Raw genomic sequence first — 16,683 nt, 5'->3', positions numbered from 1 at the left:
TTACAGCGACGCCCTGGTCCGGCTGTAAATCGCCGAAGCGTTTCCGTAAGGCCGGGGCGAGGCGCAGGGATGCGCCGAGAGGGCGTGGCCTGCAGGGATGCAGGCTCATGCCCGACCCGATAGCCTGAAGGAATAAGCTGAGGGTACCGCGAAGCGGCGATTTACCGCCGGGAGCCCGGGTCGCCAGGGTGGTGGCGACTGAGCCACCCTGGCACGTTCACTGGTCATGTCGTTACAGAGTAGCAAGGAACATAAAGTGAACGGAATGACCACCACAGCCGTAGGTTCCCCCTCACCCCATCCCTCTCCCTCAAGGGAGAGGGGGTCGTCCGTGCAGCCATTATTTTGAGGGGATCCCACATCCCACAGGGAGAAGGAATAAACAAAAAAAAAGCTCCCGATTGGGAGCTTTTTGCTGTTTACCTGGATTAGTCGTCCAGGAAGCTACGCAGCACTTCAGAGCGGCTTGGATGACGCAGTTTACGCAGCGCCTTCGCTTCGATCTGACGGATACGTTCGCGGGTAACGTCGAACTGTTTACCCACTTCTTCCAGCGTGTGGTCGGTGTTCATATCAATACCGAAACGCATACGCAGGACTTTCGCTTCACGGGCGGTCAGGCCAGCCAGCACGTCGTGCGTTGCGGCACGCAGGCTCTCGGTGGTGGCAGAGTCCAGCGGCAACTCGAGGGTGGTATCCTCGATGAAATCACCCAGATGTGAATCTTCATCATCACCGATTGGTGTTTCCATGGAGATTGGCTCTTTGGCGATCTTCAGCACTTTACGGATCTTGTCTTCCGGCATCAGCATGCGCTCGGCCAGCTCTTCCGGCGTCGGCTCGCGGCCCATCTCCTGCAGCATCTGGCGGGAAATACGGTTGAGCTTGTTGATGGTCTCAATCATATGCACCGGAATACGGATGGTGCGCGCCTGATCCGCGATAGAGCGGGTGATTGCCTGACGGATCCACCAGGTTGCGTAGGTGGAGAACTTGTAACCACGACGGTATTCAAACTTATCTACCGCTTTCATCAGACCAATGTTGCCTTCCTGAATCAGATCCAGGAACTGCAGACCACGGTTGGTGTATTTCTTGGCGATAGAGATAACCAGACGCAAGTTCGCTTCAACCATCTCTTTCTTCGCACGGCGGGCTTTCGCTTCACCGATGGACATACGACGGTTGATATCTTTAACCTGCTCGATGGTCAGGCCAGTCTCTTCTTCAATCTGATGCAGTTTCTGCAGGCCGCGATGCACATCGTCCTTCACGTCGTGCAGTTTTTCAGACCACGGCTTGTTCATCGCGATAGCCGCGTTGAACCAGGTTTCGCTGGTTTCGTTGCCGGTGAAGAGGGTGATGAAGTTCTTCTTCGGCATTTTGCACTGCTCAACGCACAGCTTCATGATGATGCGTTCCTGGGTACGTACGCGATCCATCATCACGCGCATGCTGTTTACCAGGTAGTCGAACTGTTTTGGCACCAGGCGGAACTGTTTGAATACTTCAGACAGTTTCAGGATTTCTTCCTGTGCGGCAGCATGGCTGCGGCCTTTCGCTTTGATGGTGTCACGCGTCACTTCGTACTGGGTACGCAGCTCGGCAAACTTCTCACGCGCCAGCTCCGGGTCGATGCTGTTGTCATCATCCGCGGTGTCGTCGTCGCTCTCTTCCTCATCTTCGTCTTCGTCATCATCCATCTCTTCCTGAGACAGTTCAGAACCGACGTGAGTGGCGGTAGGCGCCATATCTTCTTCAGCGTTCGGGTCGACAAAACCGGTGATCAGGTCAGACAGGCGCGCTTCTTCCGCTTCAACGCGATCGTACTGCTCCAGCAGATAGGTAATCGCTTCAGGGTACTCGGCAACAGAGCACTGAACCTGGTTGATCCCGTCTTCGATGCGTTTTGCGATGTCAATTTCGCCTTCGCGGGTCAACAGTTCAACGGTACCCATTTCGCGCATGTACATGCGGACCGGGTCAGTGGTACGCCCGATTTCAGATTCCACGCTGGACAGTACCTGTGCAGCAGCTTCTTCCGCATCTTCGTCAGTGTTGTTGGAGGTTTCAGCCAGCAACAGATCATCGGCATCCGGTGCTTCTTCCATCACCTGAATGCCCATGTCATTGATCATTTGGATGATGTCTTCGATTTGATCTGAATCGACGATATCTTCCGGCAGATGGTCATTGACCTCGGCATAGGTCAGATAGCCTTGCTCCTTACCACGTTGGACAAGAAGTTTCAGCTGTGACTGCGGGTTTTGCTCCATAAGACGGTATCCACACTTAATTCGTTTGATTGGTGTCGGCGATGGGGCTGCCAACCTTTAAAGCGAGGGCGTACTTATATTTTTGCCGCTGCCTCTCAGTGCGGCTGCCGGGGGCTTCCCGATCGATATTCGGCACTTAAGCCGTTAAATTTTTTATTTCTTCGCCAGTTCCTGGTTAATCATCCAGAGCTCCCGGCGTTCTTCGCTGCTTAAACCGTGTGTGCGCTCGCGAGCTATCAACTCTTCCTGGCGCAGCTCAAGCATCGAATCAAACATATGGTTGAGTGAGTCGGTGAACGTTTTTTCTGCAATATCCTTATCTGCTATATCGTCCCACATCGACAATTTTTCAAGGGTAGCGGCCTCTTTTGTGCCGCGATAATGCTCTAAAAGTTGTCCGGTGGTCAGACCTGGCTGAGACAAACACGTGTTGACCAGTTCTGAAAATAAGCCAAGTCCGGGCAATTTTTCTTGGTTCAAACCCGCCAGCGACGGCACCTGTGGCGCCAGTTCCGGGTTTTGCACCAGTAACCCTATCAGTATACGCATGGTTGTGCGTTTTAGCTGAGGCGCGGGGCGAACCGCGCCGTTTTCAGCCTGTTTAGGCATTAAACGTTCAAGCTGGCTGTCATCCAGAATGCCGAGCTTGTTGCCTAACTCCTGACGCAGATAGATGCGCAGCGTTTCGCCGGGCACCTGACTGATTAACGGCAGCGCCAGCGTGCTGAGCTGCGCGCGCCCGTCAGGGGTACTCAAATCGACCTGCGGCATCAGGCTGTTAAACAAAAACGTGGAGAGCGGCTGAGCCTGCTCCATCCGCGCTTCAAACGCCGCTTTGCCCTCTTTACGCACCAGCGTATCCGGGTCTTCACCGTCGGGCAGAAACATAAAGCGTAGCTGACGCCCGTCGGTCATATAGGGTAGCGCGGTTTCCAGCGCGCGCCAGGCGGCGTCGCGTCCTGCGCGGTCACCGTCGTAACAGCAGATGACGTTGTTGGTCACGCGGAACAGCAGTTGAATGTGATCCGCTGTCGTGGACGTTCCTAACGACGCAACCGCGTAGTTGATGTCGTACTGCGCCAGTGCCACGACGTCCATATAGCCTTCGACGACCAGAAGACGCGGAGGTTCCGCGTTATCCTGCTGCGCCTCATAAAGACCGTAAAGCTGGCGGCCCTTATGGAAAATATCGGTTTCCGGGGAGTTGAGGTACTTCGGCAGGGCATCACCCAGCACGCGACCACCAAAACCAATTACCCGGCCTCGCTTGTCGCGGATTGGGAACATCACCCGTTCGCGGAAGCGGTCGTAGCTTCGTCCCTGGTCGTTGGTGACCAGCATGCCTGCATCGATGAGAGACTTACGATCTTCGCTATTGCCGCCAAAACGCTTTAACACGTTGTCCCAGCCGGGCGGGGCGTAGCCAATAGCGAAGCGCGCAATGACATCGTCGCTCAGTCCGCGCTTGTTCAGATACTGACGCGCAGGCTCAGCCGCAGAGTGCTTAAGAGACTGTTGGTAAAACGAATTCAGGCCATCCATCAGTTGATACAGCGTTTGCCGTTGATGGCGCTCGATCTGACTTGGCCCACTGCCTGCTTCATACGGCACTTCAAGGTTATGCATCGCCGCCAGCTCTTCGACGGTTTCAACGAACTCGAGCTTGTCGTAGTTCATCAAAAAATCGACGGCATTACCGTGTGCGCCACAGCCGAAGCAATGGTAGAACTGCTTTTCACCGTTTACGGTGAAGGAGGGGGTTTTTTCGTTATGGAACGGACAGCACGCATGGTAGTTCTTGCCCTGCTTTTTCAGCTTTACCCGCGCGTCGATGAGATCGACGATGTCGGTTCTGGCAAGCAGGTCATTGATGAAAACGCGTGGGATTCTTCCGGCCATATGCCCCAAAATTTTAAGCGACTTATAAACGAAAACAAGCCGCGCATTCCTTCCGGAAGCACGGCCTTACGACTATTACTCTGTCTGTCAATTGAGGGCTGAGGCCCTCAACCAATTAGTACAGACGAGTACGGCGTGCGTTTTCGCGAGCCAGTTTCTTCGCGTGACGTTTCACAGCGGAAGCTTTAGCGCGCTTACGTTCGGTCGTTGGTTTTTCATAAAACTCACGACGACGAACTTCAGCCAGAACACCTGCTTTCTCGCATGAACGTTTGAAGCGACGCAGTGCTACGTCGAACGGCTCGTTTTCACGTACTTTAATTACCGGCATGTAACTCTCACCTTTAATAAATTCGGTTTGCCGCTGGCATCAACGCCAGCTTATTTCAAAATGGTGCGGAATTTTACTGCAAATGCTGCTGCTTTGTAAAGCACCGATGCGATTTTGAAAGGGACTTTAATAAGGGTGAGGAGTATACACGAGCCTTCTTCCTGGGGCGAACAAAGTTTTACATCAACCCGCCCAGGCTCTACACTGCGCGGTATTGAAACGAGGTAAAACAAGTCATGCGTGTACTGGGTATTGAAACATCCTGCGATGAAACCGGCATCGCCATTTACGACGACGAAAAAGGGCTTCTGGCCAACCAGCTGTATAGTCAGGTGAAATTGCACGCTGACTACGGCGGCGTCGTGCCTGAACTGGCCTCTCGTGACCATGTGCGTAAAACGGTTCCCCTGATTCAGGCGGCGCTGAAAGAAGCAGGATTAACGGCAAAAGAGATTGATGCAGTGGCGTATACCGCAGGCCCGGGCCTGGTCGGCGCGCTGCTGGTTGGCGCAACGGTTGGCCGTTCGCTGGCCTTCGCGTGGGATGTGCCGGCGATCCCGGTTCATCATATGGAAGGGCACCTTCTGGCGCCGATGCTGGAAGAGAATCCGCCTGAATTTCCGTTTGTGGCGCTGCTGGTCTCCGGCGGTCACACGCAGCTGATTAGCGTAACGGGCATTGGCAAATACGAGCTGCTGGGCGAGTCGATCGACGATGCCGCCGGTGAAGCGTTCGACAAAACCGCCAAGCTGCTGGGACTCGATTACCCTGGTGGGCCGATGCTGTCGAAAATGGCGTCACAGGGAACGGAAGGGCGCTTTGTCTTCCCGCGCCCGATGACCGACCGTCCGGGGCTGGACTTCAGCTTCTCCGGGCTGAAAACCTTCGCGGCCAACACGATCCGCAATAACGATGACAGCGAGCAGACCCGCGCCGATATCGCCCGCGCGTTTGAAGATGCGGTGGTGGATACGCTGATGATCAAGTGCAAGCGCGCGCTGGATCAGACCGGCTTTAAGCGTCTGGTGATGGCTGGTGGCGTCAGCGCCAACCGTACGCTGCGCGCGAAGCTTGCCGAGATGATGCAAAAGCGTCGCGGGGAAGTGTTCTATGCCCGTCCGGAATTTTGTACCGATAACGGGGCGATGATCGCCTACGCGGGTATGGTGCGCCTGAACGCTGGCGCAACGTCTGACCTGAGCGTGTCCGTGCGTCCGCGCTGGCCGCTGGCGGAACTGCCTGAGGCGTGAGTTTTTTTGCCCGGTGGCGCTGCGCTTACCGGGCCTACGGTTTTGTAGGCCGGTTCAGGCGAAGCCGCCACCCGGCAACAAACCGCACTACACCCGCAGCATCCCTTTCTCTTCCAGAAACGCAATAATCGTCGCTAAACCGTCCCCCGCCTTCAGGTTGGTAAAGGTCCATGGACGCTCGCCGCGCATGCGGTTGGTGTCGCGCTCCATTACCTCCAGCGACGCACCGACGTACGGCGCGAGATCGGTTTTGTTGATCACCAGAAAATCGGATTTGGTGATCCCCGGCCCGCCCTTGCGCGGGATTTTTTCCCCTTCGGCCACGTCGATCACGTAGATGGTCAGATCCGCCAGCTCCGGGCTGAACGTCGCGCTCAGGTTATCCCCGCCGCTTTCAACGAAGATCAGATCCAGGTTGCCGAATTTCTCGCTGAGCGCTTCCACCGCCGCCAGGTTCATTGAGGCATCTTCACGGATGGCGGTATGCGGACAGCCGCCCGTCTCCACGCCCACAATGCGCTCCGGCGCCAGCGCGCCCGCCTCGGTCAGAATGCGCTGATCCTCTTTGGTGTAGATATCGTTGGTCACCACCGCAAGATGGTAGGTATCGCGCATCGCCTTGCAGAGCGCTTCCAGCAGCGCGGTTTTGCCCGACCCTACCGGGCCGCCCACGCCCACGCGCAGGGGATGTTTGTAATCAGCCATATTGACTCCTCAGGAACGGAATAGTCGTGAATATTGGGTTTCGTGGCGCGCGGAGGCGATGGCGGACAGCGGCGTTGCTGCCCCCAGCGCGTCGTCGCGATGTAAAAATGCCTGTTCAAAACCAGCGGCGTAGTGGTCGCTCAGTTCGATAATCAGCTGCTGTGCGGCCTGCTGCCCAAACGGCACCAGCTTGACGCCTGCCATCACCGCGCTCTCAATCCAGCTGTATCCCAGGCTCAGCGCCAGCTCGCGCACGCTAATGCCCCAGCGTACGCCGAGCCAGGCCATGCCGCAGAGCTGGCTTTGCATAAACAGCGGCAGCCATTCGGGCGGACAGTCAGGTTCCCAGCTCTTAATCAGTCGCGTAAAGGCCGCCCCACGGTTGCGCTCCTCTTCCCGCAGCTCACGCGTTTCCCGGCAGGCGAGAAGGTATGCCGTCCAGCGTTTGGCCGTTGCCAGATCGTGCCGATCGCTGGCCTGACAGAGACGGTGAAACAGCGGCAGATCGACGCAGAAAAAGCTCTGCTCCATCTGCTGTATTTGCCAGCGTTTAAAGGCCCCGGCGTCCGTGACCCAGCCCGCCTCAACGGCCCACTCCAGCCCCTGGGACCAGGTAAACGACCCGACCGGCAGGCTGCTGCTGGAGAGCTGCATCAGGCGCAGCCTCTGGCGGGCGTGCTCCATCAGCTCATCAGCGCCAGCAGGGCGGAGACAATCAGCCCGCCGCCGAAGGTTTTACGCAGGCCGTCGTGACGGCGCAGCAGCAGCCCTGCGGCAAAGCTGGAGCACAGCACCGCGGCGCTGGCCAGCATAAAGCCGCTGGTGAAGAGCCAGAAGCTGTGGCCGGACATCTCCACGCCGTGCGCCCAGCCGTGGAACATCGCCAGGGCAGGCACCGCCAGCAGCAGACGATTTTCCGTTTTAAACATCATCACGCCGCTGACCGCCAGCGAGGCGATAATCAGCATCTCCATGCCGCTGAAGCCGCCGAGCAGGCTGCCCGCAATGGCGCCGACAAGCATCATCCCGAGGGTGGCAAACGGCAGCAGGAGTTTGCGACCGCTCAGCGCCGAGAGCACGCCTGCACCGGTCAGCATCAGCAGGTGATCCAGCCCGGTCAGCGGATGGAAAAAACCGGCCTGAAAGCTGTCGGCGCCGTGGCCGGGATGCGCGAGCGCGGGAACGGAAAAAGCCAGCAGTAACAGCGGTAAATACTTGCGCATGATTAGTCCTTAATGTGAATGAGCGTGAGAATGGCTATGGCTATGGCCGTGGGCATCGCTGGCATACGCGCCCGCTTCCGGTTCAAACGGCAGGCTGGCGTAGCCCACGTCCAGCCCGAACTGGCGCAGCATGTCGTCGAGAACATGGTCGTGGTGATAGCGCAGCTCGCCGGGCATGATCTGCAGCGGCACGTGGCGGTTGCCCAGGTGGTAGCAGGCGCGGGCGAGCAGGAACGGATCGGCGCAGCGCACCACGGAAACCGACTCCGGGGCGGCGATCACTTCGATCACCTCACTGCCGTCGTCGGTGGTCAGCAGGTCGCCCCCGCGCAGCAGCAGGCCGCGCGGCAGCATCAGCCCGGCTTCGCGGCCGTCGTTCAGCGATACGCGGGCGCGGCTTTTCACCCGCACGTCAATCGGCAGCGTGACGCTGGCGGTGACGGGGTGCGCATGATCCAGGCGTTGGGTTAAATAGATCATCATCACTCCTCAAAACAGGAAATAGCGTTGCGCCATCGGCAGAACGTCAGCCGGTTCGCTGGTAATCAGTTCGCCGTCGACGCGCACCTCGTAGGTTTGCGAGTCGACGGTGATATTCGGCTGCAGCCCGTTGTGGATCATGTCCGCCTTTTTCACCGTCCGGCAGCCTTTTACCACCGCGGTGGCGCTTTGCAGGTTGAGCTGCTGCAGGATGCCGTTCGCACTGGCCGCCTGCGAGACAAACGTCAGTCGGGTGGCGTGGCGCGCGGCGCCCAGCGCACCAAACATCGGGCGGTAATGCACCGGCTGCGGCGTGGGGATTGAAGCGTTGATATCCCCCATTGGCGCGCAGGCGATCATCCCGCCCTTGACGATGGTGGCGGGTTTGACGCCGAAGAACGCCGGGGACCAGACCACCAGATCCGCCAGCTTGCCCGCCTCAATCGAACCCACTTCATGGGCGATACCGTGGGTCAACGCCGGGTTAATGGTGTACTTGGCGACATAGCGCTTCACGCGGAAGTTATCGTTCTCGCCTGTCTCTTCCGGCAGCGCGCCGCGCTGGACCTTCATGCGGTGCGCGACCTGCCAGGTGCGGATAATCACTTCCCCGACGCGGCCCATGGCCTGAGAGTCTGACGAGGTGAGCGAGAACGCGCCGATATCGTGCAGCACGTCTTCAGCGGCGATGGTCTCCCGGCGAATGCGGGATTCTGCAAACGCCACGTCCTCGGCGATATCCGGGTCGAGGTGATGGCAAACCATCAGCATGTCGAGATGCTCGTCGATGGTATTGACCGTGTAGGGCAGCGTTGGGTTGGTGGAAGAGGGCAGAATATTCGGGTGCGCGCAAGCGGTGATGATATCCGGCGCGTGGCCACCGCCCGCCCCTTCGGTGTGGAAGGTGTGAATGGTGCGCCCGCCAATGGCGGCCAGCGTGTCTTCGACAAACCCGGACTCGTTCAGCGTGTCGCTGTGCAGCGCCACCTGAATGTCCATCTCTTCGGCCACCTCCAGCGAGCAGTTGATCGCCGCAGGCGTCGCGCCCCAGTCTTCGTGGATTTTAAGCCCGATGGCGCCGGCGGCAATCTGCTCGCGCAGGGCATCCGGGCTGGAGCCGTTACCTTTGCCGAGCAGGCCGATATTCACCGGCAGCGTATCGGCAGCCTGCAGCATGCGGGCGATATACCACGGCCCCGGCGTGCAGGTGGTGGCGTTGGTGCCCGCCGCGGGTCCGGTGCCGCCGCCGATCATGGTGGTGACGCCGGAGACCAGCGCCTCTTCCGCCTGCTGCGGGCAGATCCAGTGGATGTGGGTGTCGATCCCGCCAGCGGTGACGATCTTTCCTTCGGCGGCAATCACTTCGGTTGCGGCACCAATCGGGATCGTCACACCGGGCTGAATGTCCGGGTTTCCGGCTTTACCGACGGCAAAGATCCGCCCGTCCTTGACGCCGATATCGGCTTTTACGATCCCCCAGTGATCGACGATCAGCGCGTTGGTCAGCACCAGATCCACGCAGCCGTCTGCGGTCATCTGCCCCTGACCCATGCCGTCGCGGATCACCTTCCCGCCGCCGAATTTAACCTCTTCGCCGTAGACCGTGAGATCGTCTTCCACTTCGATCCACAGCTCGCTGTCGGCCAGCCGCACTTTATCCCCGGTTGTGGGGCCGAACATATCGGCATAGGCCCGGCGTGAAATCTCAGCCATGTTTCACCTCGCCCATCACCTCGCCGCGAAAGCCGACAATGCGCTGCGCGCCGGCGACCTGAACCAGCGTGACTTCCCGCTTCTGGCCGGGCTCGAAGCGCACGGCGGTGCCTGCCGGGATGTTCAGCCGGTAGCCTTTGGTGGCTTCCCGATCGAACTTCAGCGCCGGGTTGACCTCGTAAAAGTGGTAGTGCGATCCGACCTGGATCGGCCTGTCGCCGTGGTTTTCGACAATCACGGCTTGGGTTTTGCGCCCGACGTTGATCGCAATCGCGCCAGGCTGGATCTGATATTCGCCAGGGATCATCATGCGCTCCTTAGACGATCGGGTTATGGACGGTGACGAGCTTCGATCCGTCCGGGAAGGTGGCTTCGACCTGAATATCCGGGATCATCTCCGGGACGCCCTCCATTACCTGGTCGCGCGTCAGGACGTGGCGGCCCGCCTCCATCAGCGAGGCGACGGTTTCACCATCGCGCGCGCCTTCCATGATGAAGGCGCTGATCAGCGCGACCGATTCCGGGTAATTGAGCTTTACCCCGCGCGCAAGGCGGCGTTCGGCAACCAGCGCGGCGGTGAACAGCAACAGCTTGTCTTTTTCTCTGGGGGTCAGTTCCATAACGTTTCTCTTATGTCTGCCAGATACGCGGCGAACAGGCGGTCTTGGTGGTGAGAAGTGGGCGAAGCGACTGCCAGACGTCGCGCATCACCCGCTGACAAATCAGGTTATCGTGGGAGAGAAAACGGACCGACAGCAGATCATCGGTGAGCGTTGCACCTGCATAATTTTCCAGCGGTGCGAGGCGTTCACGCACCGCCTCGAGATGTTCTTCCTGGGCAGGGTAGAACAGCAGCGTGCCGAGCCACGGATGCCCGGCGACGGGCGTGAGATCGCCGTCGCTAAGGTGCTGACGCTCAATCAGGCGCGGCTCGTCATCTACCCACACCTCAAGACGGCTCTCCAGCGTGCCGTGGCTGAAGGTTTCGTTTATCACCGGGCGGCCCAGGCAGTACAGCTCCCATGCCAGCAGCGTGCTGGAGGCCTTCAGGTGGAAAACGGAGCGCAGCGCGGCATTCGCGCCGGGAAAAATAATCGTGTCCTGCGGCAGCCACTCCAGGGTGGAATTTTCCTCGAGATAAAAATGCTGATTCAGGCGAGCCTGTGGGCCGCTGCTGCGATAGAACTTGCTGGCGCCGGGCATGGTGATAAGCGCATGGCTTTTGGCGTCCAGACGCACGGTGATATCCAGCGTATCGCCGCCCACAACCCCGCCCGGCGGGTGCAGCAGATAAAGGTGGCAGGTTTCCCCTTCGGGATAAAATGGACGCTGAACGGTAAGCGGCCCGACGTGGTGGGCGGAGTGCAGGAGGGTTTTCTCAGGGGTGTGACAAAACTGCAAGGCAAGCGACGCTTGCCAGCCTTTGTGCGAATTATCAGTGACCTGAGCTGCTAACATGCTGCATCCATTTCCACACCATCGGGATACGTTTCAGTATGCCCTGGCGGAAATGAAGGCTGTCATATGAGTCGCTTATGGATGACGGTTAAGAAGAAACAAAAAAGCACGCCCCGGGGGCGTGCTGTCCGACAAATATCGCGATGCCGTTATTTCAGGTGCTCATGCAGCGCTGCACTAGCCTGCTCCAGGGCTACCTTGACCGTAGGCTCTTCGCTCAGTGGATTGAGCAGGCCGTAATCGTGGATCATGCCGTTATAGCGCGTGACGGCCACCGGGACGCCAGCCGCATCCAGATTACGCCCGAATGCTTCACCTTCATCCCGCAGAACGTCCAGCTCTGCTGTCTGAATCAGCGTCTCCGGGAAGCCTTTCAACTGCGCGGCGCTGGCGCGAAGCGGAGAGGCAAGGATATTGTTGCGATCGGCCGCGTTGGTGGTGTAGTTATCCCAGAACCATTTCATCATGTTTTTCGACAGGAAATAGCCGTTCTCAAACTGGTTATACGAGGCAGTATCAAAATTCGCATCTGTCACAGGCCAGAGCATGACGTTGTAGCGAATTTTTGGCCCATTAAATTGTTTTGCCTGCAGCGCCACGGAAGCTACCATATTGCCGCCCACGCTGTTACCGACCAGACCCAGACGGCTACCGTCCACGCCAATTTCCTGACCGTGCTCGGCTACCCATTTTGTCGCTTCAAAAGCCTGATGAATGGCCACCGGGAAATGGGCCTCAGGTGACGGCGTGTAATCAACGTAAACCGCTGCGGCACCTGACGCGCGAACGAGATCTCGGATTAAGCGTTCGTGGGTTGGGAAATCACCCAGCACCCAGCCGCCGCCGTGGAAGAACATAAATACCGGGAGCGTGCCGGTCGCGTTTTCAGGTTTCACTATTTTCAGTTTGATCGCCTGACCATTTACCTGGATCGTCTTTTCTGAAACCTGAGCGGGCGGCAGTTTTGCGCCTTGCTGTGCGCCGATCAGTACCTGGCGGGCCTCCTGCGGGGTCATCTGTTCCATTGGCTTACCCTTGCCCGAATTCAGAATATTAAGAAATGCCTGTACACCTGCGGTCGGGGTAGGGGTATTGGTGGTGTTAGCGGACGCGGCAGCAGACGCGAACACGGAAGAAACCAGGATGGCGGCTAATGTTTTCATGGTAGTACCTCTTTAAGCGAGTGTTAGACAGTGACGTTATTTAAATAGTGCGCTATTAAGTTGTTGTTATAATACTTGCGCGCAAGATACTTTTAGTCAAACTTTATTTATAATTTTTTTATAAAACTGACTAAGGGTTGAAAGAGAAATGAAAGAAAACAAGACGTTAGATGATTTACTTTGCTTCTCACTGTACTCGGTCACCAACGCGTTCGTTCGGCAATATCGTCCCTTATTGCAGGAAATGGATCTCACCTATCCGCAATTTGTTGTTTTAATGGCGCTTTATGAGAAAGACAACATTCCACTTCGCGATCTCAGCGATAAGACGTTTTTTGATTCGGGCACATTGACCCCGCTGGTGCAAAAGCTTGAGGCAAAAGGGTTTCTCAACCGTATCGCGGTTGTGGGTGACGAAAGAATGAAAAATGTCGTTCTGACGGAAAAGGCTAACGCACTGAAAAAGCAGGTGATGGCGCTGCCGGACCAGATACGCTGCAGCATGCGGATGAATGATGAAGAGCTTGAGATGCTGAAGAAACTTTCCCGAACGCTGCTGGATGATTTGTAAGAACCCTTCGGTGGGGTTAACCCACCGAAGCGAGGTCATTAGCGGTAATCCTCCGCATCCACATCATACCCGGACGGCTCCCAGCGGATTGCCAGCAGCGAGGCCAGGCCGATAAACGGCGCCAGGGCAATTACCCAGAACACAGCGGTATCCAGCGAGGCGACCAGCAGCGGGAACAGGAACAGCGACAGCGTCGAGCTGCTGCGCATCAGCGTCTGGTTGAGACCCACACCCACGCCGCGCAGCGAGGTCGGGTAGCTCAGCGAGGCGAACGTCATGGTATGCGCGCCCGGGCCAAAGCCCTGACCGAACAGGAATAGCGCCAGCATCGCGACGGCGAGTACCCCTTCAGAGGTGCCTTCAGGGCGGCCAATCAGCGCCAGTCCCAGCAGCGCGACCAGCTGGCAGGCATAACCCGCAAGCGACATCCGCCAGGCACCGAAGCGCGGTACGTAGCGTACCGCCAGCAGTCCGCCAACGAAGGCAAACAGCAGGTTAAGCGCCAGAGATATCAGGATGGTGGTTAGCATCGACTGGACAAAGAAACTGGAGATGATCACCGGCAGGCCAAACGCCACCGCGTTATAGGCAAACGAGGAGACGACGGACAGCAGCGTGGCGAGCGTCGTGCGGCGTAAGTAGATGCCGCGGAACAGGTTCAGATAGTTTGACCATTTCGCTTTATTCACGACAGGTGCGGGCTGGCTGAGCGCGTCCTGCGGCACGTGGGCATTGATGTTATACGACTGGCGTAAAATGGACGCCGCCTCTTTCAGGTTGCCCTGATTCGCCGCCCAGACCGGAGATTCGCTCATATAGCGGCTGCGGATGGCGATAATCACCAGCGCGGGCACCGCGCCAAAGCCGAGAATCAAACGCCACAGCCAGTCACTGTGGCTTTCCGGCAGCACGGCGTAGAAGAAAAGCACCAGCAGGTAGGAGATACTGATGGCGGCATACCAGGTGGGGCACCACATCGCGACGCTGGAGGCCTTATTGCCGGGCCCTTTCAGCCTGGCGAACTCGCTTAAAAACGCCATCGCCACGGGAAGGTCGATCCCAACCCCCAGCCCCATCACAAAGCGGGCGCCCGCGAGCACATATTCGTTCGGAGCCAGTGCACAGGCGATAGCGGCCACCACGAAGAACACCATATCAGCCATAAAAACGCGGTAGCGCCCGATTTTATCCGTGAGGTAACCGCCAAGCAGCGCCCCGACAATGGCGCCAAAGGTAATGGCCGAGGCCACCATACCGGTACCGGCGGGCGTCAGGTTAAATTCGCGGGTGATGTCTTTAATGCCGAATGCCAGCGCGCCCAGATCGTAGGCATCGAGGAAAATTCCGCCCAGCGCGATACCGACCACGATACGGGCGTTTGCCCGGCCCTGAGAACCGTCATTAACGAGGCGTGATACATCCGATGCGCTGCGAACCCACTGGATGTCGCCATCAGGGGGAATACCTGCCGTTGAAAGGGGAGTAGATTCTGTGATTTCAGCCATTTTCTTCTTATGCGGTTGTGTTGTGTCCCTAACAGTTACCACAGGCAGAAGGTGACCAAAATCACATTTGGCTATAAGGCATAACTAACCCTTCGGAGCGTCTTTTTTCTTCCTCTTGAGCTTCGTCCAGATTTTGGTCTCCTGACGACGCCACAGGCGCTGGATATTGTCGTGATGACGCAGCAGGATAAGACAGGAGAGCATCGACACCGGAAAGGTGAACTGGGGTTTGAACCACCAGACGTAGAACGGGGCGATCAGCGCGCTGACGATAGCGCCCAGCGACGAATAGCCGCTCAGAAGAATGGTCAGAAGCCAGGTCCCGGCCATGACGCCGGTTAAGTCCCAGCCAATGGGGGCAATGGCACCAAAGGCGGTCGCCACACCTTTGCCGCCTTTAAAGCCGAAGAATACGGGCCAGATGTGGCCGACGCAGGCAGCAATAGCAATGAGCCCCAGCCAGAACGGCGTGACGCCCAGCGCATACGCGCCCCAGACGGGTAGCATCCCTTTCAGAACATCAAAAATCAAAACCGCTACGGCTGCTCCCTTGCCGCCAATTCGTAGTACGTTGGTCGCCCCCGGATTCCCGGAACCATTTTCACGCGGGTCAGGTAACCCGGCAATGCGGCAGACCAGAATGGCGCTGGAGATTGAGCCGCAAAGATAGGCGAGGAGGATCATTCCAGGCGCGATTGCACTCATAACGCTGTTCCGTTTTGAAAATGTATCTGTATTCTCAGCATCTGTGGATAATACGCATAATTCGCCGGAAGTGGTATCCGGTTTAGCCAAAAAGCAGGCAGGTCGTGATGGATATTGTATTTATAGAGCAACTTTCGGTAATCACCACTATTGGTGTTTACGACTGGGAACAGACCATCGAGCAGAAACTGGTGTTCGATATCGAAATGGGCTGGGATAACCGCAAATCGGCAAAAAGCGATGACGTGAACGACTGTCTGAGCTATGCCGACATCAGTGAAACGGTCATCAACCATGTGGAAGGGCAACGTTTTGCTCTCGTCGAACGGGTGGCGGAAGAAGTCGCAGAATTGCTGCTGAAAAAATTCAACTCACCGTGGGTGCGCATCAAGCTGAGTAAACCGGGCGCGGTGGCGCGCGCCGCCAACGTTGGCGTCATCATTGAGCGTGGCACAAATCTGAAAGGCAAGAATTAACGTCATAATTGCTAAACCAATTTAGGTTATACCGGTCTCAGGACTGTATCTTATCGGTTGTCCGTATGGGACACCGTTTTTTTATATCTTTTTAGGGGTTTATAGATGAGCGATATGCACTCGCTGCTGGTGGCGGCAATACTGGGTGTGGTCGAAGGATTGACGGAGTTTTTGCCGGTGTCCAGTACGGGCCATATGATTATCGTTGGCCATCTGCTGGGCTTTGAAGGCGATACCGCCAAAACGTTCGAAGTGGTGATCCAACTGGGGTCTATTCTGGCGGTGGTGGTGATGTTCTGGCGCCGTCTGTTTGGTCTGATCGGTATCCATTTTGGCCGTCCGCCGCAGCACGAAGGGATGAGTAAAGGTCGCCTGTCGCTGATCCATATTCTGCTCGGGATGATACCTGCGGTGGTGCTGGGCCTGGTTTTCCACGACGCCATCAAATCGCTGTTTAACCCAATTAACGTGATGTACGCGCTGGTGGTGGGGGGCTTCCTGCTGATCGCCGCGGAAGTGCTGAAGCCAAAAACGCCGCGCGCGGAAGGTCTGGACGATATGACGTATCGTCAGGCGTTTATCATTGGTTGCTTCCAGTGTCTGGCGCTGTGGCCGGGCTTCTCGCGTTCAGGCGCTACCATCTCCGGCGGGATGCTGATGGGCGTAAGCCGTTACGCCGCGTCAGAGTTCTCGTTCCTTCTGGCGGTGCCGATGATGATGGGCGCCACCGTACTCGACGTCTATAAGAGCTATCACTTCCTGACGGCTGGCGACATTCCGATGTTCGCCGTTGGCTTCATCACCGCGTTTATCGTGGCGCTGATTGCCATCAAAACCTTCCTGCAGCTGATTAAGCGTATCTCGTTTATTCCGTTCGCGATCTATCGCTTTATCGTCGCGGCTGCGGTGTACGTGGTCTTCTTCTGAC

Annotated in this window: 18 protein-coding genes; 4 read left to right on the top strand and 14 right to left on the bottom strand. The window is 57.4% G+C overall.

Annotated elements, in window-relative coordinates; all coding sequences use genetic code 11:
- Nucleotides 1-428: 428 nt before the first annotated feature.
- The 3 genes from rpoD to rpsU form a co-directional block, all read right to left on the bottom strand.
- Nucleotides 429-2,276 carry an RNA polymerase sigma factor RpoD gene (gene rpoD, locus AC4IC4_RS19615; protein WP_023309228.1) on the bottom strand — a complete coding sequence of 616 codons (1,848 nt, stop codon included), beginning with the start codon at nucleotides 2,274-2,276 and terminating at the stop codon, nucleotides 429-431.
- Nucleotides 2,277-2,429: 153 nt separating this feature from the next.
- Complete coding sequence (gene dnaG, locus AC4IC4_RS19610; RefSeq protein WP_320732147.1) at nucleotides 2,430-4,175, bottom strand: DNA primase; 1,746 nt, start codon at nucleotides 4,173-4,175, stop codon at nucleotides 2,430-2,432.
- Between the two features lie 115 nt (nucleotides 4,176-4,290).
- On the bottom strand, nucleotides 4,291-4,506 hold the full coding sequence (gene rpsU / locus AC4IC4_RS19605; RefSeq protein WP_001144069.1) for a 30S ribosomal protein S21: 216 nt from the start codon (nucleotides 4,504-4,506) through the stop codon (nucleotides 4,291-4,293).
- Nucleotides 4,507-4,742: 236 nt separating this feature from the next.
- Here rpsU and tsaD point away from each other — a divergent pair, with 236 nt between their 5' ends.
- Complete coding sequence (tsaD, locus tag AC4IC4_RS19600; protein ID WP_032650276.1) at nucleotides 4,743-5,756, top strand: tRNA (adenosine(37)-N6)-threonylcarbamoyltransferase complex transferase subunit TsaD; 1,014 nt, start codon at nucleotides 4,743-4,745, stop codon at nucleotides 5,754-5,756.
- Nucleotides 5,757-5,843: 87 nt separating this feature from the next.
- On the opposite strand, the gene ureG is transcribed toward tsaD, so the two are convergent.
- The 9 genes from ureG to AC4IC4_RS19555 all read right to left on the bottom strand — a co-directional run bounded on the left by ureG (nucleotide 5,844) and on the right by AC4IC4_RS19555 (nucleotide 12,498).
- Nucleotides 5,844-6,461, bottom strand: coding sequence for an urease accessory protein UreG (ureG, locus tag AC4IC4_RS19595; protein ID WP_024906473.1), 618 nt, complete (start codon nucleotides 6,459-6,461; stop codon nucleotides 5,844-5,846).
- 9 nt (nucleotides 6,462-6,470) lie between these two features.
- The gene (locus AC4IC4_RS19590) at nucleotides 6,471-7,145 is read right to left on the bottom strand and encodes an urease accessory protein UreF (protein ID WP_491471748.1); all 675 of its coding nucleotides are present in this window, start codon (nucleotides 7,143-7,145) and stop codon (nucleotides 6,471-6,473) included.
- Entirely contained in the window at nucleotides 7,145-7,684 is a 540-nt protein-coding gene (locus AC4IC4_RS19585) for a HupE/UreJ family protein (protein WP_491471747.1), read from the bottom strand. Before AC4IC4_RS19585 ends, AC4IC4_RS19590 begins: the two co-directional genes overlap by 1 nt.
- A 9-nt stretch (nucleotides 7,685-7,693) precedes the next feature.
- The gene (ureE, locus tag AC4IC4_RS19580; protein ID WP_491472844.1) at nucleotides 7,694-8,164 is read right to left on the bottom strand and encodes an urease accessory protein UreE; all 471 of its coding nucleotides are present in this window, start codon (nucleotides 8,162-8,164) and stop codon (nucleotides 7,694-7,696) included.
- 9 nt (nucleotides 8,165-8,173) lie between these two features.
- Nucleotides 8,174-9,877: an urease subunit alpha gene (ureC, locus tag AC4IC4_RS19575; protein WP_491471746.1), complete on the bottom strand. Its 1,704-nt coding sequence runs from the start codon at nucleotides 9,875-9,877 to the stop codon at nucleotides 8,174-8,176.
- Complete coding sequence (locus AC4IC4_RS19570) at nucleotides 9,870-10,184, bottom strand: urease subunit beta (RefSeq protein ID WP_491472843.1); 315 nt, start codon at nucleotides 10,182-10,184, stop codon at nucleotides 9,870-9,872. Before AC4IC4_RS19570 ends, ureC begins: the two co-directional genes overlap by 8 nt.
- 10 nt (nucleotides 10,185-10,194) lie before the next feature.
- Entirely contained in the window at nucleotides 10,195-10,497 is a 303-nt protein-coding gene (locus AC4IC4_RS19565) for an urease subunit gamma (RefSeq protein WP_003862556.1), read from the bottom strand.
- A gap of 10 nt (nucleotides 10,498-10,507) precedes the next feature.
- The gene (locus AC4IC4_RS19560) at nucleotides 10,508-11,335 is read right to left on the bottom strand and encodes an urease accessory protein UreD (RefSeq protein ID WP_491471745.1); all 828 of its coding nucleotides are present in this window, start codon (nucleotides 11,333-11,335) and stop codon (nucleotides 10,508-10,510) included.
- Between the two features lie 149 nt (nucleotides 11,336-11,484).
- Nucleotides 11,485-12,498 carry an alpha/beta hydrolase gene (locus AC4IC4_RS19555; RefSeq protein ID WP_491471744.1) on the bottom strand — a complete coding sequence of 338 codons (1,014 nt, stop codon included), beginning with the start codon at nucleotides 12,496-12,498 and terminating at the stop codon, nucleotides 11,485-11,487.
- 148 nt (nucleotides 12,499-12,646) lie between these two features.
- Here AC4IC4_RS19555 and AC4IC4_RS19550 point away from each other — a divergent pair, with 148 nt between their 5' ends.
- Nucleotides 12,647-13,069 (top strand): MarR family winged helix-turn-helix transcriptional regulator, encoded by a 423-nt coding sequence (locus AC4IC4_RS19550; protein WP_023617355.1) that lies wholly within the window; start codon nucleotides 12,647-12,649, stop codon nucleotides 13,067-13,069.
- A 38-nt stretch (nucleotides 13,070-13,107) separates the two neighbouring features.
- Here AC4IC4_RS19550 and AC4IC4_RS19545 read toward each other — a convergent pair whose 3' ends face one another.
- Nucleotides 13,108-14,574 (bottom strand): MFS transporter, encoded by a 1,467-nt coding sequence (locus AC4IC4_RS19545; RefSeq protein WP_491471743.1) that lies wholly within the window; start codon nucleotides 14,572-14,574, stop codon nucleotides 13,108-13,110.
- Between the two features lie 84 nt (nucleotides 14,575-14,658).
- Complete coding sequence (gene plsY, locus AC4IC4_RS19540; protein ID WP_023309216.1) at nucleotides 14,659-15,279, bottom strand: glycerol-3-phosphate 1-O-acyltransferase PlsY; 621 nt, start codon at nucleotides 15,277-15,279, stop codon at nucleotides 14,659-14,661.
- A gap of 107 nt (nucleotides 15,280-15,386) precedes the next feature.
- Between plsY and folB the strand changes: the two genes are divergently transcribed.
- The gene (gene folB, locus AC4IC4_RS19535) at nucleotides 15,387-15,755 is read left to right on the top strand and encodes a bifunctional dihydroneopterin aldolase/7,8-dihydroneopterin epimerase (RefSeq protein WP_032645073.1); all 369 of its coding nucleotides are present in this window, start codon (nucleotides 15,387-15,389) and stop codon (nucleotides 15,753-15,755) included.
- Nucleotides 15,756-15,860: 105 nt separating this feature from the next.
- Nucleotides 15,861-16,682 carry an undecaprenyl-diphosphate phosphatase gene (bacA, locus tag AC4IC4_RS19530; RefSeq protein ID WP_024906482.1) on the top strand — a complete coding sequence of 274 codons (822 nt, stop codon included), beginning with the start codon at nucleotides 15,861-15,863 and terminating at the stop codon, nucleotides 16,680-16,682.
- Nucleotide 16,683: the final 1 nt, after the last annotated feature.

Source organism: Enterobacter sp. Taxon_2 (genome assembly GCF_058355295.1).
This window is presented reverse-complemented; position numbering and strand designations above follow the sequence as displayed.

Bases quoted from the DNA above. Each gene is read 5' to 3' on its own strand.
- plsY (WP_023309216.1), bottom strand. From the start codon at position 15,279: ATGAGTGCAATCGCGCCTGGAATGATCCTCCTCGCCTATCTTTGCGGC.
- folB (WP_032645073.1), top strand. From the start codon at position 15,387: ATGGATATTGTATTTATAGAGCAACTTTCGGTAATCACCACTATTGGT.
- rpsU (WP_001144069.1), bottom strand. From the start codon at position 4,506: ATGCCGGTAATTAAAGTACGTGAAAACGAGCCGTTCGACGTAGCACTG.
- AC4IC4_RS19550 (WP_023617355.1), top strand. From the start codon at position 12,647: ATGAAAGAAAACAAGACGTTAGATGATTTACTTTGCTTCTCACTGTAC.
- AC4IC4_RS19555 (WP_491471744.1), bottom strand. From the start codon at position 12,498: ATGAAAACATTAGCCGCCATCCTGGTTTCTTCCGTGTTCGCGTCTGCT.
- ureC (WP_491471746.1), bottom strand. From the start codon at position 9,877: ATGGCTGAGATTTCACGCCGGGCCTATGCCGATATGTTCGGCCCCACA.
- dnaG (WP_320732147.1), bottom strand. From the start codon at position 4,175: ATGGCCGGAAGAATCCCACGCGTTTTCATCAATGACCTGCTTGCCAGA.
- ureG (WP_024906473.1), bottom strand. From the start codon at position 6,461: ATGGCTGATTACAAACATCCCCTGCGCGTGGGCGTGGGCGGCCCGGTA.
- AC4IC4_RS19560 (WP_491471745.1), bottom strand. From the start codon at position 11,335: ATGTTAGCAGCTCAGGTCACTGATAATTCGCACAAAGGCTGGCAAGCG.
- tsaD (WP_032650276.1), top strand. From the start codon at position 4,743: ATGCGTGTACTGGGTATTGAAACATCCTGCGATGAAACCGGCATCGCC.
- rpoD (WP_023309228.1), bottom strand. From the start codon at position 2,276: ATGGAGCAAAACCCGCAGTCACAGCTGAAACTTCTTGTCCAACGTGGT.
- AC4IC4_RS19590 (WP_491471748.1), bottom strand. From the start codon at position 7,145: ATGGAGCACGCCCGCCAGAGGCTGCGCCTGATGCAGCTCTCCAGCAGC.
- ureE (WP_491472844.1), bottom strand. From the start codon at position 8,164: ATGATCTATTTAACCCAACGCCTGGATCATGCGCACCCCGTCACCGCC.
- AC4IC4_RS19570 (WP_491472843.1), bottom strand. From the start codon at position 10,184: ATGATCCCTGGCGAATATCAGATCCAGCCTGGCGCGATTGCGATCAAC.
- bacA (WP_024906482.1), top strand. From the start codon at position 15,861: ATGAGCGATATGCACTCGCTGCTGGTGGCGGCAATACTGGGTGTGGTC.
- AC4IC4_RS19565 (WP_003862556.1), bottom strand. From the start codon at position 10,497: ATGGAACTGACCCCCAGAGAAAAAGACAAGCTGTTGCTGTTCACCGCC.
- AC4IC4_RS19545 (WP_491471743.1), bottom strand. From the start codon at position 14,574: ATGGCTGAAATCACAGAATCTACTCCCCTTTCAACGGCAGGTATTCCC.
- AC4IC4_RS19585 (WP_491471747.1), bottom strand. From the start codon at position 7,684: ATGCGCAAGTATTTACCGCTGTTACTGCTGGCTTTTTCCGTTCCCGCG.